The 16,518-nt window shown below is 66.3% G+C and carries 16 protein-coding genes; 11 read left to right on the top strand and 5 right to left on the bottom strand.

Annotation, left to right across the window (positions count from 1 at the left end; translation table 11 throughout):
* The first annotated feature begins 219 nt into the window (after positions 1-219).
* From IAQ70_RS21225 to IAQ70_RS21215, 3 genes are all read left to right on the top strand, one after another.
* A complete protein-coding gene (locus IAQ70_RS21225) occupies positions 220-519 on the top strand; it encodes a hypothetical protein (protein WP_190991931.1) in 300 nt (99 codons plus the stop codon).
* Between the two features lie 61 nt (positions 520-580).
* Positions 581-2,608, top strand: coding sequence for an acyl-CoA dehydrogenase family protein (locus IAQ70_RS21220; protein WP_190991930.1), 2,028 nt, complete (start codon positions 581-583; stop codon positions 2,606-2,608).
* A gap of 51 nt (positions 2,609-2,659) precedes the next feature.
* A complete protein-coding gene (locus IAQ70_RS21215) occupies positions 2,660-3,502 on the top strand; it encodes a YIP1 family protein (protein WP_190991929.1) in 843 nt (280 codons plus the stop codon).
* Here IAQ70_RS21215 and IAQ70_RS21210 read toward each other — a convergent pair.
* The gene (locus tag IAQ70_RS21210) at positions 3,499-3,897 is read right to left on the bottom strand and encodes a YchJ family protein (RefSeq protein ID WP_223860488.1); all 399 of its coding nucleotides are present in this window, start codon (positions 3,895-3,897) and stop codon (positions 3,499-3,501) included. The genes IAQ70_RS21215 and IAQ70_RS21210 overlap by 4 nt on opposite strands.
* A 245-nt stretch (positions 3,898-4,142) precedes the next feature.
* Between IAQ70_RS21210 and IAQ70_RS21205 the strand changes: the two genes are divergently transcribed.
* From IAQ70_RS21205 to IAQ70_RS21185, 5 genes are all read left to right on the top strand, one after another.
* Complete coding sequence (locus IAQ70_RS21205) at positions 4,143-5,024, top strand: hypothetical protein (RefSeq protein ID WP_190991928.1); 882 nt, start codon at positions 4,143-4,145, stop codon at positions 5,022-5,024.
* Between the two features lie 177 nt (positions 5,025-5,201).
* A complete protein-coding gene (locus IAQ70_RS21200; RefSeq protein ID WP_190991927.1) occupies positions 5,202-6,266 on the top strand; it encodes an aldo/keto reductase in 1,065 nt (354 codons plus the stop codon).
* Positions 6,267-6,372: 106 nt separating this feature from the next.
* Positions 6,373-7,377: an aldo/keto reductase family protein gene (locus IAQ70_RS21195; protein WP_190991926.1), complete on the top strand. Its 1,005-nt coding sequence runs from the start codon at positions 6,373-6,375 to the stop codon at positions 7,375-7,377.
* Between the two features lie 9 nt (positions 7,378-7,386).
* The gene (locus IAQ70_RS21190) at positions 7,387-8,247 is read left to right on the top strand and encodes an SDR family oxidoreductase (RefSeq protein ID WP_190991925.1); all 861 of its coding nucleotides are present in this window, start codon (positions 7,387-7,389) and stop codon (positions 8,245-8,247) included.
* 185 nt (positions 8,248-8,432) lie between these two features.
* Positions 8,433-8,846, top strand: coding sequence for a DUF4282 domain-containing protein (locus IAQ70_RS21185; protein WP_190991924.1), 414 nt, complete (start codon positions 8,433-8,435; stop codon positions 8,844-8,846).
* A 141-nt stretch (positions 8,847-8,987) separates the two neighbouring features.
* Here IAQ70_RS21185 and IAQ70_RS21180 read toward each other — a convergent pair whose 3' ends face one another.
* From IAQ70_RS21180 to IAQ70_RS21165, 4 genes are all read right to left on the bottom strand, one after another.
* Positions 8,988-9,494 carry an RpiB/LacA/LacB family sugar-phosphate isomerase gene (locus IAQ70_RS21180; RefSeq protein WP_190991923.1) on the bottom strand — a complete coding sequence of 169 codons (507 nt, stop codon included), beginning with the start codon at positions 9,492-9,494 and terminating at the stop codon, positions 8,988-8,990.
* Positions 9,491-11,275 (bottom strand): dihydroxyacetone kinase family protein, encoded by a 1,785-nt coding sequence (locus IAQ70_RS21175; protein ID WP_190991922.1) that lies wholly within the window; start codon positions 11,273-11,275, stop codon positions 9,491-9,493. The genes IAQ70_RS21180 and IAQ70_RS21175 overlap by 4 nt, the downstream gene beginning before the upstream one ends.
* A gap of 41 nt (positions 11,276-11,316) precedes the next feature.
* On the bottom strand, positions 11,317-12,090 hold the full coding sequence (locus IAQ70_RS21170; protein ID WP_190991921.1) for an SDR family NAD(P)-dependent oxidoreductase: 774 nt from the start codon (positions 12,088-12,090) through the stop codon (positions 11,317-11,319).
* 91 nt (positions 12,091-12,181) lie between these two features.
* Complete coding sequence (locus IAQ70_RS21165; RefSeq protein WP_190991920.1) at positions 12,182-13,006, bottom strand: sugar phosphate isomerase/epimerase family protein; 825 nt, start codon at positions 13,004-13,006, stop codon at positions 12,182-12,184.
* Between the two features lie 188 nt (positions 13,007-13,194).
* Between IAQ70_RS21165 and IAQ70_RS21160 the strand changes: the two genes are divergently transcribed.
* The 3 genes from IAQ70_RS21160 to IAQ70_RS21150 are packed head-to-tail and all read left to right on the top strand — an operon-like array spanning position 13,195 to position 16,465.
* Positions 13,195-14,532, top strand: coding sequence for an MFS transporter (locus IAQ70_RS21160; RefSeq protein ID WP_190991919.1), 1,338 nt, complete (start codon positions 13,195-13,197; stop codon positions 14,530-14,532).
* 50 nt (positions 14,533-14,582) lie between these two features.
* The gene (locus IAQ70_RS21155) at positions 14,583-15,449 is read left to right on the top strand and encodes a transketolase (RefSeq protein WP_190991951.1); all 867 of its coding nucleotides are present in this window, start codon (positions 14,583-14,585) and stop codon (positions 15,447-15,449) included.
* Positions 15,446-16,465 carry a transketolase family protein gene (locus tag IAQ70_RS21150; protein ID WP_190991918.1) on the top strand — a complete coding sequence of 340 codons (1,020 nt, stop codon included), beginning with the start codon at positions 15,446-15,448 and terminating at the stop codon, positions 16,463-16,465. The genes IAQ70_RS21155 and IAQ70_RS21150 overlap by 4 nt, the downstream gene beginning before the upstream one ends.
* Positions 16,466-16,518 lie beyond the last annotated feature (53 nt).

The following is a 16,518-nucleotide window of genomic DNA, read 5'->3' as shown; positions in this document are numbered from 1 at the left end:
TTAACGCCCGCTCCGGGAGCAAAATTGAGCGTGGAGTGACCCCGCGTTGGATTGGGGGGAGCGGCAGGCTTTCCGCGACCGCCCCGTGACCTACCTCCGGGTAGCATTGCGATCCCGTATCAACCCGCCTGTCGGCGCGCCCCGCGTCTGGTTGGGACACCGGGCAGCCCCTACGCTCAGTCCTACTGACTCAACCGAGGCAATGGCGCAGGGGGAAGAATGCAGTTCGACTTAAGTGCAGTGGAGACCTACACCATGGTGTTCATCGGAACCATGGTGTTCGCCCTGGTCCTGGTGGCCTTCGTCCTGACCGCGGGGTTCCTTGCCCTGGTCCTGGTAGGGGTGGGCAAGCTGGCCTGGTTCCTCGCCTCAACGTCGCTGCTCGCAGTGGTCCACGGCATCAACCAGGGCTGGGACCGGCTGGTGCGTCAGGCCGCCAACGTATCCCCGGGGGATTTCCAAGGGCAGCCCTCCCCTAGCACCGGAAGCTACCCGCGGGTAATGTTGGGAGACAGCTAAAGGGTTCTCCAACCCGGCGGATCCATGGCTAGAACCGGCCATCCGGCGAAGGAGATACCCCATGAGCTCCGCCACTGACAGTCCCGCCGCCAAAGCTGCCCCTGAGGCGCCTCCCACCGATGCCCCGGACGCCGACGTTCCCGTGGACGCGGGCAACATCGGCCCCGAAGCCACCGCCGCGGACGCCCGGGCACTGGCCGAGGCCTCCCGCGAGATCGGCTGGGACCGGCCCAGCTTTGCGAAGGGGCTGTACCTGGGAAGCTTTGATCTCGACCTCATTCACCCCTGGCCGAAGGCGCAGGCTGAAGATGTGGAACGCGGCGAAGCCTTCATGGAGCGACTCACGGAGTACGCCCGCACCATGTCCGGGCGCGTGATCGAGCGGGACGCGAAAATCCCCGACGAATACATCCGCGGTTTGGCGGACCTTGGCGTCTTCGGCATGAAGATCCCCCAGGAGTATGGCGGACTCGGCCTGTCCCTGGTCTACTACGGCAGGGCGCTTGCGCTGCTGGGCAGTGTCCATCCGAGCATCGGCGCCCTGATTTCGGCACACCAGTCCATCGGCGTGCCGGAGCCCGTGAAGGTCTTTGGCACCGCTGAGCAGAAACGGGAATACCTGCCGCGCTGCGCCGCGGGGGCCATTACCGCCTTCCTGCTGACGGAACCGGACGTTGGCAGCGACCCCGCCCGGATGGGCAGCACAGCGGTTCCCGCGGACGACGGCGACTCCTACGTTCTGGACGGCGTAAAACTTTGGACCACCAACGGGGTGATCGCCGAACTGGTGGTGGTGATGGCCCTGGTGCCGGCACACACCGACGCGGACGGCACTGCACACAAGGGCGGCATCAGCGCGTTCGTCGTGGAGATGGACTCCCCCGGCATCACCGTGGAGAACCGCAACTCCTTTATGGGGCTGCGCGGGATTGAAAATGGCGTGACCCGGTTCCACCAGGTGCGGGTACCCGCGGCAAACAGGCTGGGACGTGAGGGGCAGGGCCTGAAGATCGCGCTCACCACGCTGAACACGGGCCGGCTCTCGCTGCCCGCACTGTGTGTAGCGTCCGGCCGCTGGAGCCTGAAAATCGCGCGGGAATGGTCCAACGCCCGCACCCAATGGGGCCAGCCGGTGGGCAAACACGAAGCCGTGGGCAAGAAGATCGCTTTCATCGCCGCGTCGGCCTTCGCCCTTGACGCTGTCTTTGAGTTGTCCGCGGAACTTGCCGACGCCGGGCAGAAGGACGTCCGAATCGAGGCAGCCCTCGCCAAGCTGTGGTCCACGGAAATCAGCTGCAGGATCGCCGATGAGCTGGTCCAGATCCGCGGAGGCCGGGGCTTTGAGACAGCAGAATCGCTGGCGGCCCGCGGCGAACGCGCGGTTCCGGCGGAACAGCAGCTGCGTGACCTCCGGATCAACCGCATCTTCGAGGGTTCCTCGGAGATCATGAAGCTCCTCATTGCCCGCGAGGCCGTGGACGCGCACCTTGCCGCGGCCGGCGACCTTGCCTCCGTGGATGCGAGCCTGCAGGACAAAGCGAGGGCCGCCGTCGGGGCCTCAGGCTTTTATGCGAAGTGGCTGCCCAAGCTCGTCGCCGGCGCCGGGATGGACCCCCGCTCCTACAGCGACTTCGGCCGGCTGGCCAAGCACCTGCGCTTTGTGGAACGGACGTCACGGCGGCTGGCCCGGCAAACGTTCTACGGCATGGGCCGCTGGCAGGCGAAGCTGGAATACAAGCAGGCGTTCCTTGGCCGCGTGGTGGACATCGGCGCCGAACTCTTCGCCATGGCTGCGTGCTGCTCACGGGCCGAGATGCTTCTTCACACCACCCCGGAGCATGCCGCGGGCGCCTACGAACTGGCAGAGGCGTTCTGCGAGCAGTCGCGTGTGCGCATTGACGAGTACTTTGACCAGCTCTGGCGCAACACCGACGACGCCGATCACGCTCTCGCCGGAAAGGTCCTGGCCGGGGATTACACCTGGCTGGAGGCCGGTGTCCTGGACCAGTCAGAGGGCACGGGCCCGTGGATCGCGGATGCCACGCCGGGCGCGTCTGCCAAGGAAAATCTGCACCGGAACTACCGCTAGCAGATAGTAAGTACCCTTGTTATCACTGCTGACCAGTGGTTGAGTTGATTCATGAGCAACGAAATGGAACCAGGGGACGGACTTCCGCGGCGCACCCGGAAGGAAATTCTGCGCAGTGAAACTGCTCGTGATGCAACCTTCGCGGGCGGCGAGCCAACACGCGCTTTGGATCAGCCGCGGCCCAACGCTGAAGGGCCCTACGCTGAGCCGGCCTATGTGGCGGATCCGTCATACCCGGCCGGATCGTCTGTCGCGACACCCTACACCGCAGAACAGGCAGGGGCCGCTCCAGCGGCAGATCCTCACCTGACTGACCGGCAGACCGCCGTCGCCCGGGAGAAGGAACAATTCGGCGGCGTCAAAGTGGGTTCCGCCTTCTTTGGCTGGCTGGCAGCCACCGGCATGGCAGTCCTGCTGACGGCCTTCGTTGCCGCCGCGGGCACCGCGGTGGGGCTGGCGAACAACACGGACGTCAACGAGGCCGTCGGCCAGATGACCACCAACGGGACCGTGGGCTTAGTGGGCATCATCGTCCTGCTGGTGATCCTGTTTGTCTCGTACTATTCAGGCGGCTATGTGGCCGGCCGGATGGCGCGGTTCAACGGCGCCAAGCAGGGCATGATGGTGTGGGCCTGGGCCCTGATCGCCGCCGTGGTTGTGGCGCTGCTCGGCCTTATCGCAGGGCAGCAGTTCAACGTCCTGGCCACCCTCAACAGCTTCCCGCGGATCCCCGTCAACGAGGGCGACCTGACAGTCACCAGCATCATCGCCGCCGTCGTGGTTGCCCTGGTGGCATTTGTGGGTGCCGTGCTCGGCGGCCTGGCGGGCATGCACTTCCACCGCAAGGTGGACCGCGCCGGTTTCACGCCGGACGAAACCTACACCGAGAGCTAAGCAAGCACGGCGTCCACGTAGTACCAGCGCCGGTTTTCGCGGACAAAGCGGCTGGTTTCGTGGTGGACTCCGCGTTCGCCGTCGTGCCGGAAATACGCTTTGAACTCCACAATGCCTTCGGCGTCCAGCGGTCCGCCGCGGTATGTGGAGACGATGTCCAGGCGGCGCCAGTCCATGGCAGGGTCCAGTTCAAGGTCAGCCGGCACGGTGCTCGGATGCCACGTCTTTCGGAGGTATTCGACGTTGAGCAGCACAAACGCGGTGTAGCGCGAACGCATCAGTTGCTCAGCCGTGGCGGCGTCGGCTCCACCGCTGTGGAAACGCCCGCAGCATTCGCCGTACACCTCGCCCGACAGGCAGGCGCAGTTGCCGGCAATGCCTGGGTCCTCGCGCAACGGCACTCCTCTGACGATGGTCTTCGCCGCGTCTTGGCGGCCAAATGGTCTCTACCGACTATAGGCGGCAGATATGGATGGCACGCCGGGTTGTCATATCCGGTAACAGCTTCGAAACAACCTCGTCCGCACCCCCGCAACCGGCAGTGTGTCCGAAAAATAGTCCGTAAGGTAGTGGAGGGGTTTGGTGCCCGTGGTGATGGGTGCCGGCACGGGCTCCGCCGCTGGCAGATTGGAGTGATGACGTGGGAGATTCAGCAACGATCGCTCTCAACCTGACGTTTTTCGGCACGCTGGGACTCGCGTTCCTGATGTTTCTGGGCCTGTTCCTGCTGGTCATCCTGACCCTGGTGCTCGCCGGCGTCGGGCGGTTCCTGGTACTGACCGTGCAGGCCCTGTTCGGGCGGCTTCCCAAGAACGAAACCCTGCCCCTGGTCCGCCTCACCGGCGGGGCCGGACATCCGTCGGATGCCCGTGAGGCAACGCACGACGACGCTGCTGCCGCCCCCTCCTCCGTTAAGCCACCCCGCGCCCGGATGCTCCGCGGTGCGCTGCTTGCTCCCCGCGACTGGCGCAAGGCTCTGCACCACGGCCGGGACTTCCTGAAACCATCCGAGCTCGGGCCGCGGTTCCAGGAAGCCGTGGAGCGTCACCCGCTGCTCACCGCAGCCCGGCGCGAGCCGCCGGTGCTGGCCGGGGACTGGGCCGCCGCCGTCGCAGACGCCGATGCCCGGGCCATGGCACGGGCACGGGCCGCCGCCCCCGAGATCAAGGTGACGGTCCGCGAACTTCCTGCCCCATCCGTGCCCGCAGCAAAGGTGGCAGCGGTGGCCCCGCTGGTGGAGTCTGCGCTGCACCAGGACATTCCGGTACGCGAAGACATCCCTGGCCCCGGGAACACCGGATCCAACAACAGCGGACCCAACGGCAGCGCATCAAACGGCACCGCATCCAATGACACCGCATCCACTGACACCGGCAAGACGGCTCCCGGGCCCGGGGCTGCCCGCTCGTTTACGAAGCCGCCGGCCCGGGCGCCGCTGTCCCCGCTGGACACTGGCTCCCTCATGTCGTTGACCGGCCACGCGAAGGTCCTCAGGGCCAAGCTGCCTGCCAACAAGGGCTGAACTTCCGGCGGCAGGCACTGTCGGCATGTTCATAAATCGTCACGGCACCGGGCTGCGTTACGTCCCGCTACGAAAAGCGAAGCACTAAGGCACAAATCGTTTCCGCCCCGTCAAATTTGTGTAGCGTCGTGACGATCCACAGCAATCCGCGTGGGAAACGACCGTGAGGAGCCGGGGATGAGCCTCAGCGAACTTCGGGTGTTCGGCCGGTCCGGCACACCCATCAGCCCGCTCACCTTGGGCACCATGAACTTCGGCGAGGGCCCGGGCGGCGCTTCGGACGGCGCCGGCACAGGCGGCGCCCCCACCGGCGCGGACGAAAGCATTCGCATCATCCAGTCCGCCTTGGACGCGGGCATCACCGCAGTGGACACGGCCGACGTTTACTCGCAGGGCGAATCGGAACAGGTGGTGGGCCGTGCGCTCCGCGGCCGCCGCGACGACGTCTTCCTCGCCACAAAATTCCACGGTCAGATGAGCCCCAACCCCGCCCACTCCGGCAACTCCCGGCGCTGGATCATGCAGGCCGTGGAGGGCAGCCTCCGCAGGCTCCAGACCGACCGGATCGACCTGTACCAGGCCCACCGGCCGGACTACAACACGGACGTCCTGGAGACCATCACCGCCCTGAACGATCTCATCCGGCAGGGCAAGATCCTCTACTACGGCACCTCGGTCTTCACGCCCGCGCAGCTGGTGGAGGCGCAGTGGCTTGCCACCACCAACCACCTGATCCCGCCCGTGGCCAACCAGGTGCCCTATTCCATGCTGGTCCGCGGCAACGAACGCGACGTCCTCCCCATCGCCCAGCAGTACGGACTCGGTGTGCTCGCCTATGGTCCGCTGGCAGGCGGCTGGCTGTCCGGCGACTTTGTCCTGGACGCCGGCAAGCCCCCAACCCGGGTGCATTCCCTCCCGGGCCGGTACGACATCTCCGGGCCCTCCAGTGAGCGCAAGCTCCTGGCGGCGGACTCGCTGGCCAGGCTGGCGGACAAGCTGGAGATCTCGCTCGTGGAGCTTTCCGTCGGCTTCGCACTGAACCACCCGGCGGTGAGCAGCGTGATCGTCGGCCCGCGCACCGAAGCCCACCTCCGGGCCTACCTGAAGGCGGCGGACACCCTGCTGAGCGAACCGGTGCTGGATGCCATCGATGAGCTGGTGCCGCCTGGGACCAACTTCGTGGAGCGCGATGCCGGGGCCGTCGTCCCGTCCCTGGAGTACGCGGAACTCCGCCGCCGCTGACCGGCGGAACCCGGCGCAACGCCGTCGTCCGCTGCCCGGCCTTCAACCCCGCCGTTAACCGGTCAGGCACTTACCCTGAGCAACCAACTCCGTTAGCGTGGAAACCATGGAATTCAGATACCTCGGAAACAGCGGCTTCAAAGTCTCGGAAATCACGTTCGGCAACTGGCTGACCCACGGCTCCCAGGTGGAGAACGACGTCGCCACCCAGTGCGTCCGGGCAGCACTCGACGCCGGCATCAGCACCTTTGACACGGCGGACGTCTACGCCAACACTGCCGCGGAAACCGTCCTCGGCGAGGCGCTGAAGGGCGAGCGCCGCGAATCGCTGGAGATCTTCACCAAAGTCTTCGGCCCCACCGGGCCCAAGGGCAAGAACGATCTGGGCCTGTCCCGCAAGCACATCATGGAGTCGATCAACGGCTCGCTGAGCAGGCTGCAGACGGACTACGTGGACCTCTACCAGGCCCACCGCTACGACTTCGAAACGCCGCTGGAAGAGACCATGCAGGCGTTCGCGGACATCGTCCGGCAGGGCAAGGCGCTCTACATCGGTGTGAGCGAGTGGACGGCGGAGCAGCTCCGCGACGGCCACGCACTGTCCAAGGAACTGGGCTTCCAGCTGATCTCCAACCAGCCGCAGTACTCCATGCTGTGGCGGGTCATCGAAGCTGAGGTGGTGCCGGCGTCGGAAGAACTGGGCGTCTCGCAGATCGTCTGGTCTCCCATGGCACAGGGCGTGCTGAGCGGCAAGTACCTGCCCGGCCAGCCTGCGCCTGAGGGCAGCCGTGCCACCGATGACAAGGGCGGCGCCAGGATGATTGAGCGCTGGATGCGCGACGACGTCCTCACCGGCGTCCAGGGCCTCAAGCCCATCGCGGAGGAGGCCGGGCTTTCAATGCCGCAGCTTGCGGTGGCCTGGGTCCTGCAGAACCCGAATGTCGCTTCGGCCATCGTGGGCGCGTCCCGCCCGGAACAGATCGCCGACAGCGTGGCCGCTGCAGGTGTGACCCTTGAGCCCGAGGTGCTGAAGAAGATCGACGACGCCATCGGCTCGCTTGCTGAGCGCGATCCGGCGAAGACCAAGTCGCCTGCTACCCGCGAAGCGTAAGGAGCCCTTTTGACCTCCCTTCCGATCCTGCCCGATCTCGCCGTCACCGGATCCACCGGAGGCCTGGGCGGGATGGTGGCCCGGCAGCTCGCGGACGTGGGGCAGGCCCAGCGCCTGCTGGTGCGCGACGCCGGCCGCGCACCGGAGCTTGAGGGCGCGGACCCGCTGGTGTTCAGCTATGCGGACTCCGATCTGGCCCGCCAGGCTCTGGAGGGAGTCAAGTTCCTGTTTATGGTGTCCGCGGCCGAGGCCGAGGACAGGCTGCAGCAGCACTACAGCTTCATTGATGCCGCTGCTGCAGCCGGGGTTCAGCACGTTGTCTACACATCGTTCTACGGTGCGGCGCCGGATTCTGTGTTCACCTTGGGCCGTGACCACTACGCCACCGAGGCGAGGATCAGGGCCTCCGGCATGGACTTCACGTTCCTGCGCGACAACTTCTACCTGGACTTCCTGCCGCTCCTGACGGGCGAGGACGGGGTGATCCGCGGGCCGGCCGGCAACGGCGTGGTCTCCGCCGTGGCCCGTGAGGACATCGCGCGTTGCGCTGTGGCGGTGCTGAGGGACCCCGCGCTCCACGTGGGTGCCACCTATAACCTCACCGGGCCGGAAGAGATTACCCTCGCCCGGGCGGCGGAGGTGCTCACCGCCGAAACCGGGCGGAGCATCACTTATCACCCGGAAACAGTTGAAGAGGCCTACGCCTCCCGGGCGTCCTACGGGGCACCGCCATGGCAGGTGGACGCCTGGGTGAGCACCTACACGGCGATCGCCGCAGGTGAGCTGGCCGGGCTCTCGCCGGATGTCCACGCACTGACCGGCCGGGACCCGTTGAGCCTGGCGGAATTCCTGGCACAGCCCCAGCTGTAGCCGCTCCCTCGGTTAAGCCGCCGGAGTTTTGGTCCAGATAGTGGCCGGAAACCGCAACAAAAGCCCCTTTGTGTGGACAAAAACTTCGCGTGACGCGTCCGCGCCGCGCGATCAGCACCCAGCGGTTAGGCTGGCAACCGTCAGCAACAGCCGCCTGAACAGCGGAAACTAAAAATGGGGGACCCATGAAAAACCTGTTCGACCTGTCATTCACGAGATTCGTATCGCCATCGATCGCCAGGATCGTCTACATCCTGATCATGGTTGCCTTGGGCCTCGGCTACATTTTGGTCGTCATCGCGTCATTCGCTTCCCGGAACGTGATGCTCGGCATTCTGGTCATGCTGATTATCGGACCACTGGTTGTGCTGATCTACCTGGCCTTGGCACGGATCGGCCTGGAGTCCCTGGTGGCCGGTATCCGCACCGCGGAGAACACCGCAGAGCTCCTCCGGATCCAAGGAGGCACCCCTCCGGGGTCGGCCCACGTTGGCAGCGCCGGTGGTCCGACACCTCCCAACGGCTGGAACCAGACCTACGGCCAGCCGCCGGCATCACCTTCGAATTACCCGCCGAACTACCAGCCACCGGCGCAGTAGCCGCAGCCCCGCCGGAGTTTTAGTCCAGAGCATGACCGGTAAACGCACCAAAAGCCCGATTGTCTGGACAAGAACTCCGCGCCGGTGGGGCGGAGCGGAGCGGCGGCGCGTAGTGGCGCGCGCCTCGTCAGGCTGCAGCTGTCAGCAGCCCTCGAAGTCCGTGAGGACCTTGACCTTGTCCGCCGAGGCCGAAGCGGGGTCGAACGTGTAGCCGATCCATTCCTTAGCCAGCCGGCTGGCGAGTTCCACCCCGACGACGCGCTGCCCCATGGTGAGCACCTGGCAGTCGTTGGACAGGATTGAGCGCTCCACGGAGAAGGAATCGTGGGCTGTGGTGGCGCGGATTCCGTCAACCTTGTTGGCCGCGATGGCCACCCCGATCCCCGTCCCACAGAACAGAATGGCGCGGTCGGCGTGCCCGTCGCGGATCAGCTCACCGGCGGCGATGCCAACGTAGGGGTAGGGCCTGACGAAGTCCTCCGGGGCGTCGCTCTGGTTGACCCCGATGTCGATGATTTCGCTGATCCGGGGATCGGCCTGCAGATCGGCAAGGATGCGGTTCTTATAATCAACGCCGGCTTCATCAGCGCCCAGGACGAGGCGAAGCCCCGGGGTGCCCGGCGTGGTCGTTTCGTGCGTGGTGGTCATGAGAGCACTCCTGCCGTCTGGCTATCTGCGGCGGTGACGGCGGCGGTGTCGGTCACGGGATGGCCGGAACCTGCCAGGAACTGGCCCATCACGGTGAAAATCATCGCCAGCGAAGTGGCACCGGGGTCCGGCGTGCCCACGCTCTTTTCGGCAAGGGGCCGGGCGCGTCCCTTAAGGGGGCGCAGCGACGCCGTGGCCTCGGCCGCCGTCGTTGCTTCAAGCGCCGCGGCGTCCCATGCCTGGCGCGGTTCTGCACCGTTCGCCGCCAGTCGGGTGAAGGTTTCCGTGAACGGCACCAGGGCATCCACCATGGTTTTGTCGCCAAGTTCCGCTTTGCCGAGCCCGGTGATCCTGTCCGAAAACGCGGATACGCCGGCGGCCAGTTCCTCGGCGTCAGGGCTCCGCCGGTCCCCCAGCGACTCCCCGAACGCCCGCAACCCTGCACCCCAGAGAACGCCTGAGGTGCCGCCGGCCTTGTCCGCCCAGGCATCACCCGCGGCGATCAGGACGGAACCAGCTCCGGCACCCTGCCCGGCCGCGGCGGCCGCGGCGGCAGTTGCGGCGTCGATTCCGCGGACCATGCCGCGGCCGTGGTCGCCGTCCCCGGCGATGGCGTCCATGTCCCCGAGCCGGGTTTCGGCGGTGTGCAGGCAGCTACGGGCGGCATCCAATGCCGCGAGGCAGTTGGCGGCGTACTCGCGCGAATCGTCGGTTGCCTCGTAAGCGGCGGGCGCGTCGCCGTCGTCGGATATTTCCTCGCCGGACGCGTCGCCTGACTGAACCGCGGCGTTCCCCCGGCGGTAGGCCGGCGTTTCGGCAGGCGCCAACCAGAGCGGCTCCAGCTCGTCGTCCAGCCAGGTGATGGTGAGCGAAACACCGGACATGTCCAGGCTGGTGACCAGTTCGCCCACCTCGGGCATCACCAGCGTGTAGCCGGCGTCCCGGAGCAGCGGGGCCACGGTCAGCCAGAGGACAAAGAGCTCCTCGTGCTTGGTGGAGCCCAGGCCGTTAAGAATGACAGCGAGCCGGTCGCCGGCACCTTCAGGCGTTTCCGCCAGCAGCCGGGAGACGAACTCCCGGCCGAGTTCTTTTGCGGACGGCAGATCGGTGTCGAACAGGCCGGGTTCACCGTGGATTCCCAGTCCGAGCCCCATCTGCTTGTCCTGGAGTGCAAACAGCGGGGCGTCCGCGCCGGGGAACGTGCAGCCGTGGAAGGCGCTGCCGATGGTGCGGGTCAGGCTGTTGGCCTTCCGGCCGAGGCGGACCACATCTGCGAGGTCTGCGCCCGCTTCGGCTGCAGCACCCATGATCTTGAAAACCGTGAAGTCACCGGCAATGCCGCGGCGTTTATCAGCTTCCGACGGCGGCGCGCTGGCGATGTCGTCCGTCACCAGGACATTCTCAACCTGGATCCCCTCGGCGGCCAGCCGTTCGCTGGCCATGCCGAAGTTCATCACGTCCCCGGCGTAGTTGCCGTAGGTGAACACGACGCCGGCGCCCGAGTCCGCGGCCTTGGCCACGGCGTAGGCCTGCTGCGCCGAAGGTGAGGTGAAGATGTTGCCCACCACGGCGCCGTCGGCCAGTCCGGCGCCGATCAGTCCGGCAAAAGCCGGGTAGTGCCCTGACCCGCCGCCGGCGAGGACCGCCACCTTCGGGTTGGCAGGGCGGTGGCGCCGCACGGCGCCGCCGGGGACCTGGCGCACCAGCCCGGCATGGACGTCGCAGAATCCGGCAAGGGCTTCTTCCGCGAACTCGGACGGATCGTTGAAAATCTTGGTCATGATGGGCTCTCTGACGTGGACGTGGTCTTGGGGGCGGGCTGTTAGTGGATGTGGCTTCCGCCGTTGATGTCGATGGTGGTGCCGGTGAGGTACGCGGATTCCTCGGAGGACAGGAAGGTGATGACGGCGGCGATCTCCTCGGTGGTGGCGTTGCGTCCCAGCGGAATGCCGGCGTTGATGGCGGCTTCCTGCTCATCGGTGCTGCCCACACGGATGTTGGTGTCCACTGCGCCGGGCGTGATGGCGTTGACCGTGACGCCGGTGGCGCCGATTTCGCGGGCCAGCGCCTTGGTGAGGCCGAGGATCGCGGCCTTCGCGGCGGAGTAGGGGACCTTGCCGAAGACGCCGCCGCCGCGCTGGGCCGACACCGAGGACATGTTGACGATCCGGCCCCAGCCGGCCTCGATCATGTCCGGCAGGAACGCCTTGGTGACCAGGTATGTGCCGGTGGCGTTGACGTCCATCACCTTGTGCCAGAGGTCCAGGGTGGTTTCCAGGAACGGGACTGGCGAGGTGATGCCGGCGATGTTGGCCAGGGCGCCCACCGGGGGCAGGATGCCGGCGATGGTTTCCTTCTTGACTGCTTCATACGCGGCGGTGACGGAGCCTTCGTTGGCGACGTCGATCTCGTGGCCGAACGCCGGGACGTTGAACTCATTGCCGATGTCGGCGGCGACCTTGGCGGACTTCTCGCCGTCGAGGTCCAGGATCACCACACCCCAGCCTTGGCTGGCGTAGCGGCGGGCGGTGGTGATGCCGATGCCCCGGTCCGAGGTGGCTCCGGTGAGGACGGCGGTGCGCTGGATGCTGGTCATGATGCTCCTTGGTTGGGTGTTGTTCTTGAATCGATTGCTCCACAAGCGCCGTTTTGAGGGTTCAAAAGGGCGTCCATGGAGCAATCGATGGTCAGATGAGGTCGGTGATGAAGCTGGCCGCCTTCGCTGCGGCGGCGGGGCGTTCGTCGTGCGTGATGTCCCGGGTTTCGAGTTCGAGGGAGAAGTGGCCGGTGTAGCCGCTCGCCGAGAGGGCGCGAAGCCCGGCGGCGAAGTCCGCCTGGCCGTTGCCGATGCTGAGGTTGATGTTGCCGGGCACGGCATCGCGGAGGTGGACGTGGGCGATCCGGCCCTGGTGGCGTTCGAGGTACTCCAGGGGACCTTCGCCGGCGGCGACAATGTGGCTGAAGTCCATAACAATTCCGACGCCGGTACCCGCCAGCCGCTGGGCCAGCAGTTCCGCGCGTTCCAGGTTCCAGCAGAACCTGAGGAAGTGCAGGGATTCGGTCCAGAGCTCGACGCCGAACTCCGCCGCGCGCTGTGCGGCGTGGGTGAGCTGGGCGGCAATTTCGTCCAAATCCTCATCGAGGCTCCGAACGGGTTCGCGGCTGAGCGCGCCGCACGGGAGGACCAGCGCCTTCGCGCCGGTGTTGGCGGTGAGGGTGAGCAGCGCCTCCAGGTGCCGTTCGCGGTCAGCCTGCTGACCGGCGTCGAGCACTGCGTTGAGGTCGCCGATATCCCCGTTGACCGAGCGGACCGTCAGCCCGGAGGCCGCGACGTCCGCGGTCACCGCGGCAACGGCAGCCGCATCCAGGTTGTACGGCACGTGGTCGCATACCCCCGGGAGGGCGCCAAGATCGATTTCGTCGAAGCCCAGGCCGCCGATGGTCCGCAGGGCGGCCGGCAGGTCCTGGTGCCTGAAGCTGATGGACGAGCAGCCGAGTCGGGAATTGAACATCGTCGTTGATCCTCTGGATAAGCGGGTGGTGATGTGAATCACTGTAGGCCAATTCATTGTTGACAGTCAACCTCAAACATTGACTGTTGACATTGGAGCATGATGCGGGTCACACTTGGGCATATCATTTGTTAACAGTCGACAGCGGCGGTGCGGAAGCGTTCCTCGCTCTTCGAAAGGGATTCAGCATGAGCAACGAAGCTCTGAAAATGCGCGGCCACGTGCATGGCACGAAGGACGCAAGGCGCGTCGCCATTGGTTCCGGTGTTGGCGCCGTCATCGAGACCTACGACTTCATCGGGTTCGGCACCGCCGCCGCCCTGTACTTCGGCACGGCGTTCTTCCCCACCGGCGATCCGGTGACAGGCACGCTCGCAGCGTTCGCCACGCTGGGTGTCGGGTTCGCCGCCCGCCCCATCGGCGGCATCATCGGCGGCCACCTGGGCGACAAAGTGGGCCGCAAGCCCGTCCTGGTTGCCTCCCTGATCCTGATGGGTGTGGCCACGTTCCTCATCGGCCTCCTGCCCACCTACGGGCAGGTTGGCCTGCTGGCCCCCGCACTGCTGGTCTTCGTCCGGATCGTCCAGGGCCTGGCCTTCGGCGCTGAATGGGGCGGCGCCATCCTGATGAGCTACGAGCACGCGCCGTGGAAGTCCAAGGGCAAGTACACCGGCATCGTGCAGGCCGGCTTCCCCGTGGGCCTGCTCCTGGCGAACCTCGTTTTCCTCTTCAGCGTGCAGCTGGGCGGCGAACTCGCTTGGCGCATCCCGTTCCTGGCCAGCATTGTGCTGGTCGTCGTCGGCCTGATCATCCGTTCCAAGGTCCCCGAGTCCCCCGTTTTCGATGAGGTCAAGGACAGCGGCGCCATCGTGAAGTCCCCGATCGTGGAGGTCATCAAGACCGACTGGCGCAACATCGTGAAGGGCATCGGCCTCCGCATCGCCGAGACCGCCGGCTACGCCGTCTCAGTCACCTACATGATTTCCTACCTGAACAGCCAGCACCTTGCCGACAAGACCCAGACGCTGGTCGCCCTGTGCATCGCCTCCGCAATCGGCATCTTCGCCACCCAGGCCTGGGCCCGGCTGACAGACCGGATCGGCCGCCGCCCGCTCTACATCTGGTCCACAGCCTTCGCCGTCCTGTTCGCCGTTCCCATGTTCCTGCTGGTGAACACCGGGCTGTTCTTCTTCGTCATCGCCACCCTGGTGATCTCCTACGCCGTCTGCCAGAACTCCCTCGCCGGCGCCCAGGGCGCCTGGTTCCCGGAGCTTTTCCAGGCCAAGACCCGCTCTTCGGGTGCCAGCCTGGCCTACCAGATTTCGGCGATGGTCTCCGGCTTCACACCGTTCATCACCACCCTGCTCTTCGTCAGCTTCGGCTGGATGGGCCCGGCACTGCTCTTCGGCCTGTACGCAGCCATCGGGCTGTGGGCCGCCCTCGCCACCCGGGAAACCTGGGGCAAGCGCGAACGCCAGCTGGCCGATGAGGCCACCAAAAGCACCCCCCAGTCGGTGAGCGCCTGATGACTGCCACCCACGAACTGCACACGCACGAACTCCCGCATAAGGAACGAATGATCCAGGAAACTGCCTCCGACCGCCTCGACCGCGTCAGCGCCGCCGCGTACCGCATCCGCCACCACGCCCTGAGCATGGGCGAGGTCCAGGGCCAGGGTTACGTGGGCCAGGCACTCGGCGCCGCGGACATGCTGGCCACCGTGTACTCAGACCAGCTCCGCTACCGGGCCGAAGATCCGGAGTGGGAGGCACGAGACCGGTTCCTGCTCTCCACCGGGCACTACGCGATCGGCCACTACGCCGCCCTCGCCGAGGCCGGGATTGTTCCTGTGGAAGAGCTGGAAACGTACGGCTCCGACGATTCCCGCCTGCCGATGTCCGGGATGTCCACCTACACACCCGGCATGGAAATCTCCGGCGGTTCGCTGGGCCACGGCCTGACCATCGCCGTGGGAATGGCGCTGGGCCTGCGCTACCAGAACTCCACGGCGAGGATCTACAACTTCCTCTCCGACGGCGAACTCGACGAGGGCTCCACCTGGGAAGCCGCCATGGGCGCCCACCACCACCAGCTCGGCAACCTCACCGCCATGGTGGACATCAACGCCCTCCAGGCGGACGGCAAAACCGACACCGTCCTCCGCACCGAACCGGTGACCGAGAAGTGGGAATCCTTCGGCTGGTACACCCAGCGGGTGGACGGGAACGACGTCGGTGCGCTGCTCGCAGCGTTCGACAACGCAGCAAACCAGGCCGCCGCCGTCGGGCGTCCTTCCGTGATCCTGTGCGACACGAAGGTGGGCCGCGGCGTGACGCTGCTGGAGGAGCGCGAGAAGGCGCACTTCATGCGCATCGAAGAACACGAATGGCAGACCTGCCGCGAACAACTCACCGCAGGCTACGAAGGAAAGGCGTCAGCATGAGCACCACAACCGAGGCCCCCGACGCCACAACTGCCGCCAGGCCCAAGCTGAAGACCTCGGCCATGATCGCGTCCTTCGCGGAACCCGGCCAGAAGACCGCGTCCGCGCCGTTCGGCCACGCCCTGGTCAAGGCCGCGCAGGAGAACGACAAGATCGTCGGGCTCACCGCGGACCTGGGCAAATACACGGACATGCACGTCTTCGCGAAGGCCTTCCCGGAGCGGTTCTTCCAGATGGGCATGGCCGAGCAGCTGCTCTTCGGCGCCGCCGCGGGCCTGGCCGAAACCGGCCTGGTCCCGTTCGCCTCCACGTACTCCGTGTTCGCTGCCCGCCGCGCCTACGACTTCCTGTGCCTGGACGCCGCCGAGCCGAACCTGAACGTGAACATCGTGGGCGGGCTCCCCGGCCTGACCACCGGATACGGCCCCAGCCACCAGGCCACCGAGGACATGGCGATCTTCCGCGGCATGCCCAACCTGACCATCGTGGACCCCTGCGACTCGATCGACATCGAACAGGCCGTCCCACAACTCGCGGCCTCCGAGGGACCCACCTACCTGCGGCTGCTGCGCGGCAACGTCCCCACTGTCCTTGATGAATACGACTACACGTTCGAACTCGGCAAAGCCAAGGTGCTCCGCGGCGGCAACGACGCTGTGTTCATCTCCTCCGGCCTGATGACCATGCGCGCCCTGGATGCAGCCAAGGCGCTGGCGGCACACAACGTGGACGTCGCCGTCGTCCACACCCCCACCATCAAGCCGTTCGACGCCGCCACCGTCCTGGCCGAAATCAATACCGACCGGCTAGCCGTCACGCTCGAGAACCACAGCGTGATCGGCGGCCTCTTCGAAACGGTGGCCTCCGCCGTCGTCACCGCCGGACTCGGCAAACGCGTGGTGCCCGTGGCGCTGCCCGACGAGTTCCTCGACGCCGGCGCCCTCCCCACCCTCCACGACCGCTACGGCCTCAGCATCCAAAAGATCGTGGCGAAAGTCCTCGCCGAACTGAAGTAGGACCGTTTCTTTTCGGAAGCGCGGCGCCGGACCACCCGGCGTCGCGCTTCTGC

This window comes from Pseudarthrobacter sulfonivorans, from assembly GCF_014712225.1.
Lineage (GTDB): Bacteria > Actinomycetota > Actinomycetes > Actinomycetales > Micrococcaceae > Arthrobacter > Arthrobacter sulfonivorans.
This window is presented reverse-complemented; position numbering and strand designations above follow the sequence as displayed.